Below are 22,181 nucleotides of genomic sequence, written 5' to 3' on the forward strand. Positions count from 1 at the left end.
GCTATCGTTCGAACTCGCGCGACCGCAGGTCGCGCGCCTCGTGTCGCGACGGCGCGGCGGCATCGATCGCCCGAAGCAGGCGTTCAGCCGCCGCGCGATCCGATCCGAGCAGCGCTTTCACCATGCTCATCAGCGGCGCATAGGCCGGCTCGAACTCGGTGCTGGCGCGAATGGAGTCGAGGAGGCCGGGTGCGGCGGCTGCAATCAGCGCCGACCCGCGCGGCTCGCCGGTCAGCGCCGCGCCGGCTTGAATGAAGCGATTGCGTGCCCGCCAATAGGCGTCGAGCCGCTGCTCCCACATTCCGCGTTTCGACCCGTCGAGCAGCTCACCTGCATCTGTCTTTGTCTGGTTGAGGACCGTCAGCAGCAATTGCCAGGGCGCCGCCGAGAGAGCGTTGACGTTGCTGCGCGCGTCGAACGTGACGAACGGGAAATCGTCGGTGTTGCGCGGTCCCGGACCGGCAAAGCTCGCGAGTGCTTTCTCGCCGGCGACATACTGCCCGAGAAGGTCGATCGGCTGGTCGAATCCGAGCGGTTGAAGGATCGGGTGAAGCTTCCGGTCGGAGAACCGTGCGGCGAGGAACTCGGGATCGATCGGGTTCGAGACGCCTGATCCGATCAGGGCCAGCATCGGCGTGCGCACGCTGTAATGGTTCAGCCAGGCGGATCCTTGTGGGAAGACCGCAAGAAAGCTTCTGACGATCGCGCGCAGTGAAGGCGCATCGAGCTGATACAGCGGCAGCCACTGGCAGAACACCCCCTCGGTCGCCAGTCGCCGCTTGATCGCTGCGAAATGTTCGACCGTGTACAGCGCGCCGCTGCCATCGAGCGCCGGGTGGAACAGGTCGGCCACGATCACGTCGTAGCGTCCGTTATCGGCGACGATGAAGCGCCGGGCGTCGGCAACGGCGATCGGCGGTCTTTCCTTCTCGGCCGCGGGGTTGTCGAACCAGGACAGCAGCGCGACGACCTCGGAGGAGAGTTCGACCGCGCGCACGTCGAGATCCGGCATCTGCGCTGCGCCGAGCACGGTCGCGCCGGTGCCGACACCGAGGAAGAGCGCGCTGCGCGGCGACGGATGCAAGAGCAGCGGCAGCATGGCCTGGCGGAAATCGGACCGCACAGAGCTGGTACCGCCCATGCGGAAGTGGCCGTTCACTTCGAGATAGCGTGCCCCCGAGGCGTCGTCGACGACGCTTGCCGTCGCCATCGGTCCCTCGCGCACGGCGAGAAGCTTGCCGCCCGGCGGGACCTTGATGAGCAGGGGGGCGGGAAGGCACAACAGCGCGAGCGCAAGCAGAGCGGGCGCCGCGGCCCACCGCAGCACGACGCGTTGCGGCTGCAGCAACAGCAGATATCCGACGGCAACGAGGATCAATGCCCTCCAGATGCCGAAAGCGGGAATCAGCAGCTGTGCTGCGGCCAGCGGTGCAATGGCTGCGCCGACGCTGTTGATGCCGACGGCCCAGCCGACCGATCCCCGGCCGTCACGGACCTCCTGCATGAGCTGGCCGAACAAGGCACCCATCGCCATCGCGGGCAGTAGCAGCAGCGCCAGCGCGATGCCGAGCTCGCCGGCGACGCCGAGGCTCGCCGCGCTATCGGCGAAGCCGCCAAGCAAGGGCGTCATGATCGCCGTGCCGAGGCCAACGAGTGCGGTGAGGCTGATCAGAACGGTTCTGCCGCGTGCAACCGTGGGCCCCAAACGCTGCCAGATCATGCCGCCGATCGCGGTGCCCAGCAGATAGGCCGCCAGCAGACAGGCGAAGCTATAGACCGTGTCCTGCATCATCTGCGCGGCCAGGCGCACGACCAGCACTTCGAACGCGATGCCGAGCAGGCCGGTGACGAACAGAGTTGCCGTCAGGCGGAGGCCGGTGACAGCATGCCTGCTATCGTCACGCGCGCGAGCGTCGGCCTGCACGGCTCGGCCGAGGCGAAGCGCTGCGAGCGCGCAGGCCGCGTTGACGGCTGCCAGGCAAAGCAGCGTCGTCGACAATCCAAGCGCGGGGATCAGCACGAAGGTGGACAGCAGCGTGCCGGCGACGGCGCCGGCGGTGTTCGCGCCATAGACGCCGGCGCTGACGGACCGCGTGCCGTGCGCTGCGGACGTCATGCGTTCCAGCGCGGTCAGCGTGCCGCCCATTGCCACCGTGGCCGGCAACAGCACCAGCGTCGGCAGCAGGAAGCTCGCGCTCCACAACAGGAGGGGGGAGGGAGCCGTGCCGAGCAGCGGCGCCAGGGCGCGCGCGCTCGCCGGAAGCAACCAGATCGCACATAGCCCCCACAGGCCGATGACCGCTTCGAGGACGGCATAGAGCCGGTGCGGATTGGCGACGCGGCGGATCCGGCCATCGAGGACGAAGGCGCCCACCGCGAGCCCAGCAAAAAATCCGGCGATGGCGCCGAGCACGGCCATCATCTCCGTGCCCAGGGCGAGGGCGAGCTGGCGCGTCCAGACGATCTCATAGCCGAGCCCGGCGAGGCCGGATGCCGCAATCAGCAGCTTCAGCGCCCCCAGCCGGGCCGTGCTCTGGCGGGCGACGAGATCGACGCCGGATGACCTGGCACCTTGCTTCTCCGCGACCAGATCATTGTCGCGCGGGTCTGCGTGGCGTGCCTCGGTCAAGGTTTGGTACCTGCAATTCCCGTGATCGGTCTTCGGATGCAGCGCGCCGTGCGGAGTACTGGTCCGAGCGCTGGATCAAGCTCGGCGGCACGGGCCGCCAAGGTCGAGATCGTTTCCTTGTGTTCGTGTTTCGTGACGGTGGTTTGACAGAGGCCGCGGGAGCACTAGCGTCGTCTGAACGATTCCAGGGGCAATGATTTTTGGTGAGACTGCCACGCGTGCGGATCGTGGATCGGGCTGGTCGCCCTATTGGGCCGGCAGGCCCGCGTCGACCATGAGCTGAACGATCCTGGCCGCGGCCTCGCGATACACCGGACTGGTGTTCTTCATCGGCGGCGCAACGTTGAGCGCGGTCGTGCCGGGCCGCAGCTTCAGTCCCTTCTGGATCGCGGCTCTCGCTTCATCGATCTGTCCGGCCCTCTGATAGGCGGCCGCCAGCAGCATATAGGGACGCCCGGACGCGGCCGTGATGGCGATCGAGCGCCGCAGCCACGGCAGGGCTTCCTCCGCGCGATCCATCATCATGTGCGCCCACCCGACGCCCAGGAGCCATGTCCAGCGTGAGACCGCCGGCGTGTCATAGCGGTCGGCCTGCTGGAAGGTCGCCAGCGCATCCTCGAAGCGGCCGAGATGGAGCTGCCCGAGGCCGACCAGATACAGCGCGAGGCCGTCCCATGGATCGAGACTCAGCGTTCTGGCGCAGATGACCAGGCTTTCGACGAAATGATTGGTTGCGCTGAGGAAGCGGCAATAGGTCTCGAGCACCGCGATCGAGTTCGGCTTGGCGCGCAGGGCGCGCTCCAGGTTCGCGGCCGCCTGAGCCTCGGCCGCCGCGGCGGCATCCGGACTGTACCAGACCATCTGGATGCCGCGCATCTGCAGCGCCGCAAGCGCAACCGCCGCGTCGACATTGTCGGGCTGGTCGGCGAGCGCATTCTGCAACATCGTCTGCGCCATGCTGAAGCGCTCTTGCGTCACGCTGTTGATCGACGTGGTCGCCTGCTCGATGGCGGCGCGGGCGCCGCCGGCCGTGACGCCGCCGTCCGCGGAAGACGTTCCGGTTTCGGTGAGCTCGTTGAGACGGCGTGCCAGCACGTCGCCCGCGCCCGCGGCGAGTCGCGTCTGTTGCAGCAGCGGATCGCGCTCATCGGCGTCGACGGAGACGGCTGCGACCGCTTCAACCTTGCCGGAGGTGGTCTGGATCAAGCGGGCACGCAATGTCCATGACGGTCCGCTGCGCTGCAGCTCACCGCGGATCTCGAAATCCGGCGGCGCAGCCAGCGACGCAGCCAGCTCCGGCTGCGGTGCCGTCGATCGCGGCGCGATCACGCTGATGGTGTTGATCCTGGCGAGCCCGTCGGTCAGGCGTCCCGCGATCTCCGTTGCCATCACCGCGCCAAGCGGATCACCGCTCGCGTCGGCCATCGCCATCACCGCGACCACAGGGGGCGAACGCTTGAAGATCAGGTTCGATCTCAACAGCGGCGCAGCCGCCGCAAGCCCGACGATGGCGCAAAGCGCTGCGGCGGCCGTGATCGCCATGCGTCCGCCGAGGGCCGACAACCATGACGATCTCGCCGGCCCGGTCGTCGCCTCAGCGGCGGAGGCGGCGGCGACGTCGAGCACGGTGGTCGGGGCGGGGGAGGGAAGGTCCACCTCGGGCGAAGAGACCTTGATCTCTGCCTCCGACGCGATGTCCGCGGTAAAGACGTATCCCCCCATTGGCCGCGCAGGACACGCTGCCCGAACAGTTGATCAAACGACGGCCGAGTAATGATCTGAAAGGTCAACCTGGGCTGCTTGGCCTGCCTCAAGGTGAGCGTTTCAGCCTCGGGACGCAATGCGCTCCGAGAGCCCCAATCAGCGAGCTCGGTCGAAAGAAAGCAGGGACGGCGCGAGATCAATCGAACGATCGTCGCCCTCCGCGTTCCGGACTGAGCTCGGATGTGATCCAGTCGGCAAAGGCGCGGACAGCCGTGCGTTGGTGAGCATTGCGGGGAAATACCAGGCGATGGCCGACGTAGCGGACGTCGGTCGCGCGGCCGGCTAGCGGCGCCACCAGCCGGCCGGATGCCAGCTCACGCTCGGCCAGCAGGGTGGATTCAAGGGCAACGCCGAGACCTTCGGTCGCGGTCGCAAGCGCCAGGAAGCTGCGGTCGAAGCGCATGCCATGAAGAGCGGGAGGCTCGAGACCGTTGGCGGCGAACCATTGATGCCACTGGATCTGCTTGACATCGGAGCGGATCAGCGTTCGTTCCAGCAGGTCGGCAGGCCGCTTGATCGTGGCCGCCAGTGCCGGCGAGCAGAGCGGCGTCACCGTTTCCTCGGCCAGCGGAACGATTTCGACACCTTCCGCATGCGGCTGGCCATAGACGATATCGATGTCGAAATCGTCGTTCTTGAATCGCGCATAGTCGGTGTTCGCCGCAAGCCGCACCTCGAGCTTGGGGTGGGCGGCGAGAAATCGCGCCAATCGCGGCGTCAGCCACTGCGCAGCGAAGCTCGGCGCCGAATGGACGCGGACCAATTGGGGACCGCGCGCGGCGACCTCCTCCAGGCCGCGGCGCAACTGGTCGAAGGCGGCGCCGGCATGGCGCATCAGGTTCTCGCCGGCAGGTGTCAGCCGCACCGAGCGGGCGGTGCGCTCGAACAGCACCGTGCGCAGGGTCGTCTCCAGCTTGCGGATGGCGTGGCTGACTGCGCTCGGGGTCAGGTGAAGCTCATTCGCTGCATCGCGAAACGAGCCAGTCCGTGCAGCGGCCTCAAACGCTTTGATTGACGAAATCGGGACGTTGGACAGCATCGGATGAGTGAACCAGATTCATCTATCCGTGACAACTGCGCGTTTGTCCCCGCCGGTCAGGCCCGCCATGGTCAAGCCCAACACAACGACACTTTGGGAGGACCAAGGATGCTGCTCAGCGGCAAGACGGCGATCATCTCGGGCGCAGCTTCCAGGCGCGGTATTGGGCTGGCCACTGCGCGACGGTTCGCCGCCGAAGGGGCGCGCGTCGCCATCCTCGACCTCGATGCGGCGGCGGCCGCCGACGCGGCGGCCACGCTCGGCCACCAGCATCTCGGGATCGGCTGCAACGTCGCCGACAACAACTCCTGCAACGACGCCGTCGCGCAAGTCATCGCCACATTCGGCGTCATCGACATCCTCATCAACAACGCCGGCATCACCCAGCCGGTCAAGCTGCTCGACATCACGCCCAACGACTGGGATCGCATCCAGGACGTCAATCTCAAGGGCGTGCTGTTCCTGTCGCAAGCGGTGATCCCCCACATGCGCGCGCGCAAGCGGGGCTCGATCGCCTGCATGTCGTCGGTTTCGGCACAGCGCGGCGGCGGCATCTTCGGCGGGCCGCATTATTCCGCGGCCAAGGCCGGCGTTCTCGGTCTCGCCAAGGCGATGGCGCGCGAATTCGGCATCGACGGCATTCGCGTCAACTGCGTCACGCCGGGCTTGATCGGCACCGACATCACGGCCGGCAAGCTGACCGACGAGATGAAGGCCAAGATCCTCGAGGGCATTCCGCTCAACCGGCTCGGCACCGCCGACGACGTCGCCGGCATCTACACCTTTCTGGCGTCGGACCTCTCCGCCTATGTCACGGGCGCGGTCATCGACGTCAATGGCGGCATGCTGATCCACTAACCAAGGTCTCAAGAGATGGACACCGCAACCAGCCGGCTCGCCAACGCGCCGACATTGGCGCAGCGCGCCTACAACATCCGGCGCAACGCGCTTCGCATGGGCGAGGTGCAAGGGCAGGGCTACATCGCCCAGGCTCTCGACATCTCCGACGTGCTGGCAGTCGCCTACTTCCACGCCATGCGCTACCGGCCCGAAGATCCCAACTGGGCGGAGCGCGACCGTTTCCTGCTGTCGAACGGACACTATGCGATCGCCCTGTACGCCGCGCTGATCGAGGCCGGCATCGTTCCCGAGGCCGAGCTGGAAACCTATGGCAGCGACGACAGCCGGTTGCCGATGTCCGGCATGGCGTCCTACACGCCGGGCATGGAGATGTCGGGCGGCTCGCTCGGCCTCGGCCTCAGCATCGCCGTCGGCATGGGCCTCGGACTGAAGCGCAAGACGTCGAGCTCGCGCGTCTACACGCTGTTCTCCGACGGCGAGCTCGACGAGGGCTCGGTCTGGGAGGCGATCTCGTCCGCCAGCCACCACAAGCTCGACAACCTCATCGGCATCGTCGACGTCAACAATCAGCAGGCCGATGGCCCTTCGACCCAGGTCATGGGCTTCGAGCCTTTGGTGGATCGGCTGGAAGCGTTCGGCTGGTTCGTGCAGCGCGTCGACGGCAACGACCTCGACGCCGTGGTCGCCGCCTTCGATGCCGCCAAGACCCACGCGGCGCCGAAGCCGCGCATGATCGTGGCGGACACGCTGATGGGCAAGGGCGTGCCCTTCCTCGAACAGCGCGAGAAGAACCACTTCATTCGCGTCGAGCCGCACGAGTGGCAGCTCGCGATTGCCGCACTCGACGCCGGGAGGCCGTGATGAAATCGACGAGACCCGCACCGGATCTGAGCAAGCCGCGCCTGACGACCTCGGCGATGATCGCCTCGATCGCTTCCGAGGGCCAGCGCACCAGGCCGGCGCCGTTCGGCCACGCGCTGGTCGCGCTGGCGCGCAGCCGGCCGGAGGTGGTCGGCATGACCGCCGATCTCGGCAAGTATACCGACCTGCACATCTTCGCGAAGGAATTCCCCGAGCGCACCTACCAGATGGGCATGGCCGAGCAGCTGCTATTCGGTGCCGCATCCGGCATGGCGGCTGAAGGCTTCATGCCGTTCACCACGACCTATGCCGTGTTCGCCTCGCGCCGCGCCTACGACTTCATCCACCAGACCATCGCCGAGGAAGATCGCAACGTGAAGATCGCCTGCGCGCTGCCCGGCCTGACCTCCGGCTACGGCCCGAGCCACCAGGCGGCCGAGGATCTCGCGCTGATGCGCGCGATGCCGAACATGACGGTGATCGACCCCTGCGATGCGCATGAGATCGAGCAGGTCGTGCCGGCGATGGCCGCCCATCAAGGCCCGGTCTACATGCGGCTGCTGCGCGGCCAGGTGCCGCTGGTGCTCGACGAGTACGACTACACATTCGAGCTCGGCAAGGCCAAGCTGCTGCGCGACGGCCGGGACGTGCTGATGATCTCGTCCGGGCTGATGACGATGCGCGCGCTCGAGGCCGCCAAGGCGCTGTCCGATGATCGCGTCGACGTCGGCGTGCTGCACGTGCCGACGATCAAGCCGCTCGATGCCGAGACCATCGTGCGCGAATCCGGCCGCTCCGGCCGTCTCGTCGTCGTCGCCGAGAACCATACGGTGATCGGCGGACTGGGGGAGGCGGTCGCCGGGGTGCTGATGCGCGCAGGCGTGCACGTACCGTTCCGGCAGATCGGCTTGCCCGACGAATTCCTCGACGCCGGCGCGCTGCCGACCTTGCACGATCGCTACGGCATCTCGTTGTCGGAAGTCGTCAAGCAGGTCAAGGGCTGGCTCAAATAGCGGACCAGCCGCTGACATGACCCGCCGGCGCGCGGACGCGCCGGACCATAACAACAATTTCATACTGGAGGGACGGGAATGCGCAAGGCAATGACGCGTCGGCGATTCATGGCAGGAGCAATGGTGGGGGCTGCGGTGCTGCCGTTCACCGGGCGATTCGCCAAGGCAGCGGAGTTCACGATGAAGCTCGCGACCGGACAGGATCCGTCGCATCCGGTCAACAAGCGGGCGCAGCAGGCGGCCGATCGCATCAAGGAGGCGAGCGGCGGCCGGCTCGATATCAATCTCTACCCGGCCAACCAGCTCGGCTCCGACACCGATCTGATCTCGCAGGTCCGCGTCGGCGCCGTCGATGCGATCAACATCGCGAGCTCCGTGCTTGCCACCCGCGTGCCGCTCGCCGGCATCGTCAACACCGGCTTCGCCTTCACGTCCTACGACCAGGTCTGGAAGGCGATGGACGGCAGCCTTGGTGATCACATCCGCAAGGACATCGAGAAGACCGGCGTCATCGCGCTCTCCAAGCCCTGGGACAACGGATTTCGCCAGGTCACGTCCTCGACCCGCGAGATCAAGACGCCGGACGATCTCAAGAGCTTCAAGATCCGCGTGCCGGCGGCGCCGATCCTGACCAGCCTGTTCCAGGCGCTCGGTGCCGGTCCGACACCGATCAACTTCAATGAGGTCTATACGTCGCTGCAGACCAAGGTGGTCGAGGGCCAGGAGAACCCGCTGCCGATCATCGCCACCGCCAAGCTCTACGAGGTCCAGAAATACTGCTCGCTGACCAGCCACGTCTGGGATGCCTACTGGATTCTTGGCAACCGCGCTGCCTTCGGCAAACTGCCGTCCGACCTGCAGACGCTGGTCACGAAGGAATTCAACAAGTCGGCGGATGACGAGCGATCCGACATTGCCGCGCTCAGCCAGAGCCTGCGCGCCGATCTCGCCGCCAAGGGCTTCACCTTCGTGGATGTCGACAAGGAGGCGTTCCGTGGCGCGCTCGGCAAGAGCAGCTTCTACAAGGACTGGCGCGGCAAGTTCGGCGAGGAAGCCTGGAAGATCCTGCAGTCGAATGTGGGAGAGCTCGGATGAACTCGGTCGACGCGTCTCTGGCAGCCTCCACGAAGCACGGCGTCGTCGAAAGCCTCGAGCGGGCGCTGACGAAGCTGATCGAGATTCCCGCGATCGTCGCGCTGGTCGCGGAAGTCGGAATCCTCTTCACCGGTGTGACGGCGCGCTTCGCCTTCAACCGGCCGCTGACCTGGGCTGACGAGCTCGCGTCGATCACCTTTCTCTGGCTCGCGATGCTGGGCGCCGTGCTCGCGCTCAGCCGCGGCGAGCACATGCGGATGACCGCGCTGATCGACCGCGTCGCACCGCGCACCCGCGCGGTGCTGGAGAGCGCGGCGCTGATGGCGCCGGCGCTGTTCCTGGCGATCCTGCTGCATCCTGCGATCGACTATGCGAGCGGACAGGCGTTCGCGGAGACGCCGGCGCTCGGCCTGCCCGACAGCGTGCGGGCCGGCGCGGTGCCGGTCGGCATCGGCCTCATGCTGGCCACCGCCCTGCTGCGCATGGCGCGCCACGGCTCGCGCGACATCGCGATCACGCTGGTGATCCTGGCGGCCACGGCGCTCGTGTTGTGGGGCGCGGCGCCGGCGCTCAAGGCGCTCGGCAACTGGAATCTGATCGTCTTCTTCGCGATCCTGCTCGGCGCGGCCGTGCTCGCCGGCGTCCCGATCGCATTCTGCTTCGGGCTCGCCACGGTGGCTTATCTCCTCACGGTCACCTCGGCGCCGCTCGAAGTCGTCACCAGCCGCATTGACGAGGGCGTCTCATCCCTCGTTTTGCTCGCGATTCCCTTGTTCATTCTGCTCGGCCATCTCGTCGTCATGACCGGCATGGCGGCAGCGATGGTCGGCTTCCTGGTGTCGCTGGTTGGCCATGTCAGAGGCGGCCTGTCCTACGTGCTGCTCGGCGCGATCCTGCTGGTCTCGGGCATTTCCGGCGCCAAGACGGCCGACATGGCGGCGGTCGCGCCGGTGCTGTTTCCGGACATGAAGCGCCGCGGCATTCATGACGGCGAGCTGGTGTCGCTGCTCGCAGCCTCGGGCGCGATGGCCGAGACCATTCCGCCCTCGATCGTGCTGATCATTATCGGCTCCGTCGCCGGCGTCTCGATTTCGGCCTTGTTCACCGGCGGCATCCTGCCCGGCCTGGTGCTGGCCGCCGCGCTGGCGGTGGTCGCCAAGCGCCGCATGGTCGAGCCGGAGGGCGTGATCCGACCGCGGCCGACCTGGGCCACCATTCGCTCGGCGCTCATCACGGCGCTGCCGGCACTGCTGCTGCCGGTGCTGATCCGCACCGCGGTCACCGAGGGCGTCGCCACCGCGACCGAAGTCTCGACCGTCGGCATCGCCTACACGATCCTGGTCGGACTGCTCGTCTATCGCCGCTTCGACTGGCGCAGGCTCTATCCGGCGCTGGTGCATACTGCCGCTTTGTCGGGGGCGATCCTGTTCATCATCGGTGCGGCCACCGCGATGGCCTGGGCGCTGACGCAGTCGAACTTCTCGCACGCGCTCGCGGCGATGATGGTTTCGGTGCCCGGTGGCAAATACGGCTTCCTGCTGATCTCGATCGCCGTGTTCATCCTGCTCGGCAGCATCCTCGAAGGCCTGCCGGCCATGGTGCTGTTCGGCCCGCTGCTGTTTCCGGCGGCCAAGCTGCTCGGCGTGCACGAGGTGCACTACGCGATGGTGATCATCCTCGCGATGGGCATCGGCCTGTTCGCGCCGCCCTTCGGCCTTGGGTACTACGCGGCGTGCTCGATCGGACAGATCCATCCCAACGCCGGACTGACCCGCATCTGGCCCTATCTCGGCGCGCTCGTGCTCGGCCTGCTGCTGGTTGCCTTCGTGCCGTGGCTGTCGATCGGCTTTCTCTGACCCCCCGGGTCGGCTGAAAACGTGAGGACCGAGATGCCAGTCGCGAGCTCGAGGCCCAGGACATCGAAAAGAGCTTCGGTGCACCCACGTCCTGCGCGGCGCCAACCTGCGGATTCGTTCCGGCGAGATCCACGCTCTGCTGGGCGGCAATGGATCTCCCGCAGCGGCACCAATCGACGGCTGCCTGATCGATCTCCGGTACAACATTGTTTTACCGGGAGACCAAAAATGGGTCGAAATCAGCGGAAATCGGCGTAAATGGACGCTGATGGGATGCTTCCGGCGCGACTTCTGAATGACTGATATCTCAGATAAAATTGCAAAATCAAACGCTTGGCGTTTCTCCGTCGCCCCCATGATGGACTGGACCGATCGGCACTGCCGGGTGTTCCATCGGCTGCTGTCGCGCCGGGCGTTGCTCTATACCGAGATGGTCACGACCGGCGCCGTCATTCATGGCGACCGGCAGCGGCTGCTCGGCTTCGATGCCAGCGAGCATCCGGTGGCGCTGCAGCTCGGCGGCTCCGACCCCGGCGATCTCGCGACGTCGGCCAGGATCGGCGAGGATTTCGGCTACGATGAGATCAACCTCAATGTCGGCTGTCCGTCGGACCGGGTGAAGGACGGCCGCTTCGGCGCCTGTTTGATGGCCGAGCCCGCGCTCGTGGCCGCCTGCGTCGCCGCGATGAAGCACGCCGTTCGCATTCCCGTCACCGTGAAGTGCCGCATCGGCATCGACGATCAGGATCCGGAGGTCGCGCTCGATGCGCTGGCGGACGCGGTCGTCGATAGCGGCGCCGACGCGTTGATCGTGCACGCGCGCAAGGCGTGGCTGAACGGCTTGTCGCCAAAGGAGAACCGTGACGTTCCGCCGCTCGACTACGACAGGGTGTACCGGTTGAAGGCGAGGCTGCCGCACGTGCCCGTCATCATCAATGGCGGCATCGGCAGCATCGAAGCTGCGCAAGGTCATCTCGCGCATGTCGATGGCGTGATGCTTGGGCGAGCGGCCTATCAGGAGCCGTGGCGGCTGCTCGATGTCGATCCCGTCCTGTTCGGCGAGGTCGCGCCGCATCGGACCATGAAGGATGCGTTGGCGGCGCTCGAGCCCTACATCGTGCGCCAGCTCGGGCAGGGCGCGCGGCTGCACGCGATCACGCGGCATCTCGTCGGCGCCTATCACGCGGTGCCCGGCGCACGCGCATTCCGCCGTCATCTCGCCGAGCGTGGCGTCAAGCCAGACGCCGGCATCGAGGTACTGCGCGAGGCGGTCGCGATGGTCGAGGAGCGCCCAGCGGTTGCTGCGCTGGCCTGAGCGGCTCAGGCCAGCGGCAGTTCGGCGACGGCCTGGCGCGCGATCTCTCTGCTGGCTGCGACGAGGCCCAGCTCCTCAGCTGCGGTCGGGAAAGCCGTGCAGCATCAGCCGGTCGGAGCGCACTTCCCAGCGCTCCAGCCGGTCGAGGAAGCTCATGCCGAGCAGGTTGGTCTTCATCTGGCCGTGCGGCACCACCAGCGCCGGCACCGAGCGCTCCACCAGTTTGCCGATCGCGAGCCGATCCAACGTCAGCCGCGCCGCCTTGGTATGGCCGCCGGCAGTTTCGACGTCGACGTCGTAGGCGAGCAGTTCGAGCGGCAGGCCTGCGGCCTTGGCGGTCTCGTAGGTCAGCACCACCGATGTGGCGCCGGTGTCGACCACCATCGGCGCGGTGACGCCGTTGATCTTGGCGCGCAGCGCGAACTCGCCGCCTCTGGTGCGCTCGATCTCGACCGCGTTGGTCGGAGGGCTCGCCTTGGCGCGGAGCGCGCGGCTGCGCAGAACCTCCGACACGGTGTCGCTCGCGAGCGCCGCCTGCTCGGGATCCTTGTAGACGATCACGGCGCCCGCGGTGAGCACCATGGTGACGAAAACGAGCGCGACCTTGTTCATGCCGCGCCTCCCGTTGGCACGGAGGCGCTCAGTCGCGGCGGCGCGCCAGCGCGGGCAGGCCGGCGTCGTGCATGCGGGACGGCAGCCCGTCCATCAGCGCCAGCCGCTCGTCGGGCGACATGCGGCCCCAGCGGGCGATCTCCGGCAGCGTGCGTCCGCAGCCGAAGCAGAGCTTCGTCTTCGGGTCGATCATGCAGACGGCGATGCAGGGCGTATCCTGGCTCATGGCGCGAGTTTGAAAGGTTCTGCCACTGTCGTGCAAGTGCAATCATCTCACAGTCCCGTTCCGGCATTCATGATCGGCTTGCGCACCCGGCGCTTCTCCTGAGCGGGGGTGATCGCGTGCTCCGGCTGCAACGGCGGCGCCTCGTCCGACAGCGGAGCGAGCGCCGACATCACCCGCTCCGGCGGGAAGGTGACGATCACCTCGGTGCCGATGCGGACCTTCGATTTCAGCGTGAACGTGCCGCCATGCATTTCGATCAGGTTCTTGGCGATCGGCAGGCCTAATCCCGCACCCTGTTCGGCCGACTTGATCGAGTTGGAGCCCTGGCCGAACGAGGCGAGCACGATCGGAATCTCGTTCTCGGGAATGCCCGAGCCGGTATCCTTGACGCTGAGATATTGTCCGCCCGAGGCCGTCCAGCCGGCCTTCAGCCAGATTTCGCCGCCCTGCGGCGTGAACTTGATGGCGTTGGAGAGCAGGTTGAGCACCACCTGGCGGATCGCGCGCTCGTCGGCCCACAGCCGCGGCATCTTCTGCTCGAACACTTCGTGGATGGTGATGCCGCGGCTCGTGGCGCGCAGCTTCAGCAAATGGTGGCAGTCGGCGATCACGTGCACCAGCGCCACGGCTTCCTCGTTCAGCTCGTAGCGGCCGGCCTCGATGCGCGAGAGATCGAGGATCTCGTTGATGAGGTTGAGCAGGTGGACGCCCGAATTGTGGATGTCGGCCGAATATTCCTTGTAGACCGGCACCGCATGCACGCCGAAGATCTCGCTCTTCATCACCTCGGAAAAGCCGAGGATGGCGTTCAGCGGCGTTCGCAGCTCGTGGCTCATCTGCGCGAGGAATCGCGACTTCGCGACGTTGGCGGCCTCCGCACGGTAGCGCGCCTCGTCGGAGATCGCCTTCGCCTGCTCGAGCTCGCCGATCAGGGCGTCCTTCTCGGCGCGTGCTTCGAGCGTGGCGAGCGTCGTCGCGTGCAGCTGATGGGCGAGCAGCACGAAATAGCCTTCGGCCGCGACGGCGAACCCGGCGAGCAGGTAGTTGTCGAACGTGCCCGACAGCGCGAGGCTCAGCGTGATCGCGACCGTCACCGGCGCGGTGACGGCGACGGCTGCGATCGGCAGGTTGGCGGCGAGCATGCTGGAGACCGCGATCACCAGCAGCATCAGGAACATCATCAGCGTGCCCGACACCGCCGCGAGCGCCGGATGGATCAGGATCGCCATCCAGCACACGCCGTAGAGCAGGTCGAGCAGCACGAAGCGCGTGCGCCAGCGCCGCGTCGCCGCCAGCGACGGCTGGTCGGCGAGGAAGTTCGAGCAGTTGCGCACGATCGCCGCATGAATGCAGAGCACGCCGAGCGTCCAGGCGCCGGCCGCGATCGTATGCAGCCACACGCTGAGCATCAGGCCGGTTGCCACCACCAGCAGCACGACGATGTAGGAGGCGGAGATGCGGGTCTGCGCGTATTGGCGCAGCAGCTCGCGGTCGAAGGCCGGACGCGTTCCCGATGTCGACGTTAACCGGTCGCGCGCCTCGCGCACCCGCTGCTGCGCGGCCCGGCGCTGGCTTGCTGGTGCAAGCGCCGGCGGATCTGCCGGAAGCTCGACGACCTCAGGCTTTTCAGCGGGTTTACTCATCAAACAACACAAATCCTGCCCGCGAGGTACGGGCTGCTTTCTGCATTGTCTATAACTGGGCCCAAATCCTTAAGACGGATTATAGACAACGAAAAATTTGCGTTAACCGCGCGTTAAATTAACCATTGTGGCGAGGCTCAGCGGAGCTGCATGCGCAGGCGGCGCCAGCCGATCACCACGCCGGTGATGCTGAAGACGAGGCCGATCGCGCAGAGGCCGACGATGAGAAACGTGCGCAGCGCCGCCTGCGCAAGCAGGGCCGGAAAGTCGAGCGTGTGCAGCGCCTGATAGAGCCACCGATAGGCGCGCCGGGATGGGTCGAGCTTCTCGAGCACTGCGCCGGAGGCGGCGTCGACCTGATACCAGGTGTCGCCGCAGATCACGCGATGGACCGGCGCGCCCGGCACATCGGAAACAAACGGATAGTCGTCGCCCGGCTCGACTTCGGACGAGCGCGCGCAGTCGCCGCGCAGGCGGGACGCCGCGGCATTGACGTCGGCCGGCTGCAGGAAGCGGCCGACGATGCGTGCCGATGCGCCGTCCAGCAGCGAAATCTGCTGCTGACTCGGCGCGCGCCGGATGCGCTGATAGAGGCGGCCGCCGAAGGCGAACCACTCGATCTCGCGGACCCCGCCATGCACCGCCGCGAGCGCGCCCGCGGTCGCGTCGGTCCAATCCGGCGCGCCGACGAGAATGGCTTGCTCGGACGGCGTCAGACGGCCGGTCGCAAACAGCCTGCCATGGTCCATCGACAGCCAGCCGCTGACCATCCACGTCAGCACGAACTGCATGCAGATCAGGCCGGCCCAATGATGCCACAGGTGCCAGCCGCGGTAGCGCGAGCACAGCCGCGCCTCATGATATCTCAGCCGCATCGGGCCGAGCAGGGCGCCGCTCACGGCGGCGACGACCGCCGCGAGCGACAGCCACCACACGGCAGCGTTCCAGGCCGCCCAGTCCTTGCGCAGGATGGTCGGATAGATCCAATGAACGACGCTGCCGACGTAGTTCCAGGCGCGTTCGAACCGAGTCGTGTCGAGCACGACCTCGCCGGTGCGCGAGGAGACATAGAGCTCGGTGCCGCCGGGATCGTTGAGCGCGATCCGGTGCAACGGACGATGCACGTCGAACCGGTTCGGTACCGTCCATTGGTCGTAGTCGTCCAGAGCTGCAACGGCGGCGCCGTCGGCTTCGAGCCCGCGCCGCTGCGCTGCCGCGCGTGCGATCGACAGGGCGATGTCGGGGGCGCTCACCTCGGCTGTGGCCAGCGTGTCGGCATGAATGGCCGTGCTGCGGCCGGCGGTCGAGATGACATAGACCGGGCCATCCATGCGCTGCACCAGGCGGATGCGGTCTGGATGGTCGATTCCAGCCTTGGCGAGGGCCTCCGCGGGACCGTGCAGCGACATGGCGACGTCGAGCACGGGCAGCGCGGCGAAGCGCTCGCTCTCGGTCTGCGCCGGGAATGGCACGTAGTGCATCACGATCCCAGTCGCGAACCACAGCACGAGCAGCGGACCGAGCGGGATGCTCAGCCAGCGGTGCGTGAGGATCAGCGCCCGGATCATGCGGCCATCAGAACTTGAACGAGGCTTCGACCTCGTAGGTGCGGGGCGCGCCGAGGAAGATCTGGTCGGGATAGAACGGATCGCTCCAGGCCGCGTAGCGCCGGTCGGTGACGTTGCGGACCCGGAAGGCGAGCCGCGTGCTGGTCGCGGTGGCGAACAGCGGCACCTTCGGCAGGTCGATGAAGGCGAACAGGTCGGCCGTGGTGTAGGCGAGCAGTTTCACCGTGTTGGCATCGGTGCTCCAGCGGTCGCCCACGTGGCGGACGGAGAAACCGAGCTCGACCGGCCACCAGCCGGGATTGAGGAAGCGGTAGGAGCCGCCGCCATTGACGATGACGGCGGGGATGTTGGGCGGCGTGTTGCCCGAGAACGAGCCGCCGCCGGCGAGATCATAATCGGCATAGCGGGCGCGGACATAGGCGAAATTGCCCCAGAGCCTGCTCTCCGGCGTCGGCCGCACCGCAGCCGACAGCTCGATGCCTTGCGATTTGACCTTGCCGGCAAGGTTGAGCTGCTGGCCGGCCTGGGCGCTGTAGACGTTGTTGCGCTCGATGTCGAAGGCCGAGAAGGTCCATTCCGCGCGGCCGTTCCATGCGAGCTGCTTGACGCCGGTCTCGTAGCTGCGCGAATCCGACAGCGTCAGGTTCTGCGTCGGAGTGAGGATGAAGATGCTGTCGGCCGAGATGTCGGTTGCCGTCGCATATTGGCTGTAGAACATCGTGCCCGGCAGCGCCTCCCAGGTATAGCCGATGCGTCCCGTGACCGGCTGCCAGCTCTTGGAATAGGGGAAGCCGGGCCGCTCGGCGCCATTGCGGATCCAGTTGCGGTCGAGCGTGAACGGGTTGTAGCGCAGCCCTCCGACCAGCGCGAAGCTGTTGGTCAGCCTCAAGTGGTCTTCGAGATTGAGCGCGACGCTGTCGATCGTGGCGGTCTGAAGCTGTGTCCTCAGCTCACCATAGGTGCCGCGATCGAAGCCGATCAGCGGGACTGAATCGCCGGGAAAATTGGCTGCGCCGGGTCGCGTGAAGTCGGTATGCGAGCTCTCGACCGAGGTGACGAGCCGGTTGGCGAGACCGAAGATGCTGCCGTTCCATATCACGTCGGTGATGTTGCCGACCATGTTGTGGTTGTGATGGACGAAGAAGCGCTCGCGATCGACCAGATTGGTGTTCGCGTTGAAGGCCGAGACCTCGTTATTGTACCAGTCGCGGCTGGCGTTGTAGTTGTAGATCTGGCTCCGCAGCGTGACTGCGTTGTTCAGGTCCCATTCGAAGCCGCTGCGGACCCAGGATTCCTTGATGGTCTTGTGGCCGTCGACCACGTTGTAGTTGGTCGACAGCGTGCGGCCGTCGATCGTGACGGCGCCGAGATCGCTGCCGTTGTAGGCGGAGATCTTGGAGCCCGAGACGATGCCGCTGGTTGCGTTCGCGCCGCTATAGGCCACCGGCACCAGCGGCGTGCCCTCATAGGGCTTGGCCTTGTAGTCCTTGAACTCGGCGGCAAAGAAGGTCTTGAAGCTCTCGGACAGCCGGTAGTCGAGCTGGCCGGAGACATGGACATTCTTGAACTCGGTGTCGTCGATGAAGCCGACCTCCTTGGTCCGGCTGATGTCGAAACGATAGTCCAGGCCCTTGACGGTCGTGCTGCCGCCGGAGCCGAAGCCGCTGCGGAATGTGCCGCGCTGGTCGAAGCCGACGAAGGCCTCGCTCTCGACCGGGCCGCTGTGCGGGGTCTTGGTGACGAAATTGATGGTGCCGCCGACCGCCCCCTGGCCTGAGATCAGCGAGGAGGGGCCCTTGAGAAACTCGACGCGGTCGAGGTTGAAGGTCTCCATCGTCAGCGCGGTGAATCCGGTCGGCCCGATGTTGATGCCGTTATAGAGGACGTTGACCTGGTTGCCCTGGAAGCCGCGCATCGCAAAGCCGACGTCGTTCGGCGCATCGCCGGCGCTGACGCCGGTGGCGCCTTTCACCGCGTCGACGGTCGTGTAGTAGCCCTGCTCGCGCAGCGTCTCGGCGCCGATCACCTCGACCGTCGCCGGCACCTCGCGCGCGGCCAGGCCGAGCCGGCTGCCGGCTGCCGGGATGGCGTTGCCGTTGAGCGTGGTCGCGGTCGCGTTGGTGGCCTGTGAGGGAACGGATGGCGCTGCCTGCGCTGGCGCGGTCCCGCGTTGCTGGACGGGACGGGTGGTCCGGTCCGCCGCTCGGCCAGGCGATCGCGCCCGGTCGGACACTGGCCGCTGCCGGGGTGCGTCGACCGTCACATCCGGAAGCAACGTGTTGGCCGCCGATGTCACGGCGGGGCTTGCCGTTTGCTGCGCGTGAGCCATCGGGCCGGCTGACCAGCCGGCCACAAGCCCCGCCAACGATATCGACCCCCAGATCGTCCGCACGCTCATTCTGATCCCCACCGCAGGTCCGGACTGAGCCGGCGCCTGCGCCCCTGTAACGTTCACGATGCCCGGACGAGGGTTAGCTGAAGCTTGCGAATATGTAATGTTATAACATTACATATAGGCGATTCCGGCTGAGGGTGTCTCGATCTGGTAACACATGCGAACGATTAGCGATTGCAACGGGTATCAGCGAGTCGCAGGGGGCGCAATGGAGCGTTCCGATGCCATTCAGAGCATTTGGCGTCGACGACGGGGCGGGTCCGGCTCGCATACCGGGCCCAATGCAAAACGGCCGCCCGTCGAACCGAGGGCGGCCGCTTGATGGTGTCGACAAGTCCCGGGACTATTTCTCCAGCCGGGCCAGCAGGCTCGACGTATCCCAGCGCTTGCCGCCGAGCTTCTCGACCTCGGAATAGAACTGGTCGACCAGCGCGGTGACCGGCAGATGGGCGCCGTTGCGGCGCGCCTCGCTGAGGCAGATCGACAGGTCCTTGCGCATCCATTCCACCGCAAAACCAAAGTCATACTTGCCATCGTTCATGGTCTTGTAGCGGTTCTCCATCTGCCACGACTGTGCGGCGCCCTTGGAGATGGTCTCGATCACGGCGGGGACGTCGAGGCCGGACTTCTTCGCGAAATGGATGCCCTCGGACAGGCCCTGCACGAGACCGGCGATGCAGATCTGGTTGACCATCTTGGTCAGCTGGCCGCTGCCGGCCGGTCCCAGCAGCTTGCACATCCGGGCATAGGCCGCGATCACCGGTTCGGCGCCGGCATAGGCGTCCGCGGTGCCGCCGCACATGACGGTCAGCACGCCGTTCTCGGCGCCGGCCTGGCCGCCGGACACCGGCGCATCGATGAATTTGAAGCCGGCCTTGGTGGCTGCGGCGTCGAGCTCACGTGCCACTTCAGCCGAGGCGGTGGTGTGGTCGACGAAGGTCGCGCCCTTGGCCATGCCGGCGAAGGCGCCGTCCGGGCCGATCGTGACCGAGCGCAGGTCGTTATCATTGCCGACGCAGCACATCACGAACTCCTGGCCTTCGGCGGCCTGCTTCGGCGTCGGTGCTGCCTTGCCGCCGAACTTGTCGGCCCATTCCTTCGCCTTGGCCGCGGTGCGGTTGTAGACCGTGACCTCGTGACCGCCCTTCTTCACGAGGTGTCCTGCCATGGGAAAACCCATGACGCCGAGACCGATGAAAGCGACTTTAGCCATATGAGCTACCTTGACCTTGGGGTTCTGCCGGCGGCCTTGAGAGGGCCGGGCTGTTCTTGAAAGGAACACATCAGCATCCGGCGCGGGTCGCGGCGGTGCTGGACGCCGCACCATACCGGCTTGCGAGGCGGGGGCAACGGCTTCGTGACGGATGCGAAAGCGCCGCCGCGTGCTAAAGAGGCATCATCATGACGGCTTGCAAAGCCGCCATCCGGCAACGAAATCCAGTCAACCAACGAACCAGCCAGGGAGTGTCTCGCATGGGCGTCAGCGTCGGCGTGCTCGATCATTTCAACATCCGGACCCGCAACCTCGCCGAGACCGTGCGCTTCTATGAAGACGTGCTCGGGCTCGAGAACGGCGCCCGTCCGGACTTCGCCTTTCCCGGCGCCTGGATGTACAGCGAGGGCCGCCCGGTGGTGCATCTGGTCGACATCTCGCCGACCTCCGAGGCACAAAAGCCGGACTCCGGCGTCGTCCACCATGTCGCCTTCGTCAGCCGCGGCTTCGCCGGCATGAAGGCCCGGCTCGCGGAGAAGGGCATGCCGTTCGAAGCGCGGCAGGTGCCGGGCGGGGAGCTGTGGCAGATCTTCGTGCGCGACCCCAACGGCGTGATGATCGAGCTCAATTACGAGGCAGCGAAAGAGCGGGCTGAGGATGCGCCGGTGGAGACCGCCTCCGACATCGGAACCATGGTGGCGTTTTGAGCCGGTCGGCTTTATGAAGCGGCGCAACGCAGGGCCGGAGCGGTGCCGTCGCAGACGACGGAAGATCATGTCCGGCCAACAGGATAGGGCGCGACGATGTGGCGCGTTCTGAGCTATTTCAGGAGACGCGCCGTGAGCGTGACGCAGCAGCAGGTTATCGAGGCACTCAAGCGGGTCCGCTCGCCACGTGGCGTGGCGCTGCCGGACGCCGGCGTGCTGTCGCCGATCACGGCCAATGACGGCAAGGTGTTCTTCTCGATCAATGTCGAGGCCAGCGAGGCTCGCGCCTGGGAAGACACCCGGGCGCAAGCCGAAGCCGCCGTGCGCGCCATTCCCGGCGTGACCATGGCGATGATCGCGCTGACCGCCGAGCGCAAGGCGGGCGCTGCCGCCCCGCCGCCGCGGCAAGGCGGGGTGCAGCCGGTCTCGGCGCATCGTCCGCACCAGCATCCGGCGGACTCGCCGATGTCCCGGCAGGCCGCGATTCCGGGTATCGCGGCCGTCATCGCCGTGGCCTCGGGCAAGGGCGGTGTCGGCAAGTCGACCACCGCGATCAATCTCGCGCTGGGCTTGCGCGATCTCGGCCTCAAGGTCGGGCTGCTCGACGCCGACATCTACGGCCCGTCGGTGCCGCGGCTGACCGGGCTGCAGGAAAAGCCCAAGCTCACCGACGACAAGAAGATGATTCCGCTGTCGCGCTTCGGCCTGTCGATCATGTCCATCGGATTTCTCGTCGACGAGGACAGCCCGATGATCTGGCGCGGCCCGATGGTGATGTCGGCGATCAACCAGATGCTGCGCGACGTCGCGTGGGGCACGCTCGACGTGCTCGTCGTCGACATGCCGCCGGGCACCGGCGATGCCCAGCTGACGCTGGCGCAGAACGTGCCGCTGAAGGGCGCGGTGATCGTGTCGACGCCGCAGGACCTGTCGCTGATCGACGCCCGCCGCGGGCTTGCGATGTTCCGCAAGGTCAACGTGCCCGTGCTCGGCATCATCGAGAACATGAGCTACTTCCAGTGCCCGCAATGCGGCACCCGGTCCGACATCTTCGGTCATGGCGGCGTGCGCCACGAGGCCGAGCGGCTCGGCGTGCCGTTCCTCGGCGAAATCCCGCTGCACATGGACATCCGCTCGACGTCGGACGCCGGCAACCCGGTGGTCGAGAGCGAGCCGAAGGGTCCGCATGCCGCGATCTACAGGACCATCGCCGCGTCGGTGCGGGATCAGCTCAAGGACGCCATCGCCGCTGCTTGATGCACTGCAGCGAAGCGCGTGCGACTATTGGACCGTTTGTCATTCCAACGTCGCGTTTTCGCTTGACCGGTTCCGTGCTAAAGCCCGGCCCGGATCGCCTTCGACCGTGTGCGGCCAATCGCATCGG

The 22,181-nt window shown here is 66.6% G+C and carries 17 protein-coding genes; 8 read left to right on the forward strand and 9 right to left on the reverse strand.

What is annotated here, in order from left to right:
• Position 1: 1 nt before the first annotated feature.
• The 3 genes from ACQR1X_RS14510 to ACQR1X_RS14520 all read right to left on the reverse strand — a co-directional run bounded on the left by ACQR1X_RS14510 (position 2) and on the right by ACQR1X_RS14520 (position 5,432).
• Positions 2-2,629 carry a spermidine synthase gene (locus ACQR1X_RS14510; RefSeq protein WP_434895534.1) on the reverse strand — a complete coding sequence of 876 codons (2,628 nt, stop codon included), beginning with the start codon at positions 2,627-2,629 and terminating at the stop codon, positions 2-4.
• A gap of 246 nt (positions 2,630-2,875) precedes the next feature.
• Positions 2,876-4,351, reverse strand: a complete 1,476-nt coding sequence (locus ACQR1X_RS14515) for a tetratricopeptide repeat protein (RefSeq protein WP_434895535.1) — start codon at positions 4,349-4,351, stop codon at positions 2,876-2,878.
• A gap of 178 nt (positions 4,352-4,529) precedes the next feature.
• Entirely contained in the window at positions 4,530-5,432 is a 903-nt protein-coding gene (locus ACQR1X_RS14520) for a LysR substrate-binding domain-containing protein (protein WP_316216200.1), read from the reverse strand.
• A 108-nt stretch (positions 5,433-5,540) separates the two neighbouring features.
• Between ACQR1X_RS14520 and ACQR1X_RS14525 the strand changes: the two genes are divergently transcribed.
• From ACQR1X_RS14525 to dusA, 6 genes are all read left to right on the forward strand, one after another.
• Entirely contained in the window at positions 5,541-6,290 is a 750-nt protein-coding gene (locus ACQR1X_RS14525; RefSeq protein WP_434895536.1) for an SDR family NAD(P)-dependent oxidoreductase, read from the forward strand.
• A 15-nt stretch (positions 6,291-6,305) separates the two neighbouring features.
• Positions 6,306-7,154 carry a transketolase gene (locus tag ACQR1X_RS14530; RefSeq protein ID WP_434895537.1) on the forward strand — a complete coding sequence of 283 codons (849 nt, stop codon included), beginning with the start codon at positions 6,306-6,308 and terminating at the stop codon, positions 7,152-7,154.
• Positions 7,154-8,167: a transketolase family protein gene (locus tag ACQR1X_RS14535; RefSeq protein WP_315802999.1), complete on the forward strand. Its 1,014-nt coding sequence runs from the start codon at positions 7,154-7,156 to the stop codon at positions 8,165-8,167. Before ACQR1X_RS14530 ends, ACQR1X_RS14535 begins: the two co-directional genes overlap by 1 nt.
• Before the next feature lie 78 nt (positions 8,168-8,245).
• Complete coding sequence (locus ACQR1X_RS14540) at positions 8,246-9,262, forward strand: TRAP transporter substrate-binding protein (protein ID WP_434889836.1); 1,017 nt, start codon at positions 8,246-8,248, stop codon at positions 9,260-9,262.
• Entirely contained in the window at positions 9,259-11,118 is a 1,860-nt protein-coding gene (locus ACQR1X_RS14545) for a TRAP transporter large permease (protein ID WP_434892556.1), read from the forward strand. Before ACQR1X_RS14540 ends, ACQR1X_RS14545 begins: the two co-directional genes overlap by 4 nt.
• 295 nt (positions 11,119-11,413) lie before the next feature.
• Positions 11,414-12,433, forward strand: a complete 1,020-nt coding sequence (gene dusA, locus ACQR1X_RS14550; RefSeq protein WP_434899079.1) for a tRNA dihydrouridine(20/20a) synthase DusA — start codon at positions 11,414-11,416, stop codon at positions 12,431-12,433.
• 75 nt (positions 12,434-12,508) lie between these two features.
• Here dusA and ACQR1X_RS14555 read toward each other — a convergent pair whose 3' ends face one another.
• From ACQR1X_RS14555 to ACQR1X_RS14580, 6 genes are all read right to left on the reverse strand, one after another.
• The gene (locus ACQR1X_RS14555; RefSeq protein ID WP_434899080.1) at positions 12,509-13,045 is read right to left on the reverse strand and encodes a TIGR02281 family clan AA aspartic protease; all 537 of its coding nucleotides are present in this window, start codon (positions 13,043-13,045) and stop codon (positions 12,509-12,511) included.
• Between the two features lie 28 nt (positions 13,046-13,073).
• Complete coding sequence (locus ACQR1X_RS14560) at positions 13,074-13,271, reverse strand: DUF1289 domain-containing protein (RefSeq protein ID WP_316216207.1); 198 nt, start codon at positions 13,269-13,271, stop codon at positions 13,074-13,076.
• A 47-nt stretch (positions 13,272-13,318) separates the two neighbouring features.
• On the reverse strand, positions 13,319-14,914 hold the full coding sequence (locus ACQR1X_RS14565) for a sensor histidine kinase (protein ID WP_316216208.1): 1,596 nt from the start codon (positions 14,912-14,914) through the stop codon (positions 13,319-13,321).
• Between the two features lie 137 nt (positions 14,915-15,051).
• Positions 15,052-16,482: a PepSY domain-containing protein gene (locus ACQR1X_RS14570; protein ID WP_316216209.1), complete on the reverse strand. Its 1,431-nt coding sequence runs from the start codon at positions 16,480-16,482 to the stop codon at positions 15,052-15,054.
• A 7-nt stretch (positions 16,483-16,489) separates the two neighbouring features.
• Positions 16,490-18,880: a TonB-dependent receptor domain-containing protein gene (locus ACQR1X_RS14575; RefSeq protein ID WP_434899081.1), complete on the reverse strand. Its 2,391-nt coding sequence runs from the start codon at positions 18,878-18,880 to the stop codon at positions 16,490-16,492.
• A 340-nt stretch (positions 18,881-19,220) separates the two neighbouring features.
• A complete protein-coding gene (locus ACQR1X_RS14580) occupies positions 19,221-20,090 on the reverse strand; it encodes an NAD(P)-dependent oxidoreductase (protein ID WP_316216211.1) in 870 nt (289 codons plus the stop codon).
• Positions 20,091-20,350: 260 nt separating this feature from the next.
• Between ACQR1X_RS14580 and ACQR1X_RS14585 the strand changes: the two genes are divergently transcribed.
• The gene (locus ACQR1X_RS14585) at positions 20,351-20,797 is read left to right on the forward strand and encodes a VOC family protein (protein WP_315803058.1); all 447 of its coding nucleotides are present in this window, start codon (positions 20,351-20,353) and stop codon (positions 20,795-20,797) included.
• 132 nt (positions 20,798-20,929) lie between these two features.
• Positions 20,930-22,054 (forward strand): Mrp/NBP35 family ATP-binding protein, encoded by a 1,125-nt coding sequence (locus ACQR1X_RS14590; protein WP_434899082.1) that lies wholly within the window; start codon positions 20,930-20,932, stop codon positions 22,052-22,054.
• Positions 22,055-22,181: the final 127 nt, after the last annotated feature.

Source organism: Bradyrhizobium sp. HKCCYLRH3073, from assembly GCF_051167995.1.
In the GTDB taxonomy this organism is placed as follows: domain Bacteria; phylum Pseudomonadota; class Alphaproteobacteria; order Rhizobiales; family Xanthobacteraceae; genus Bradyrhizobium.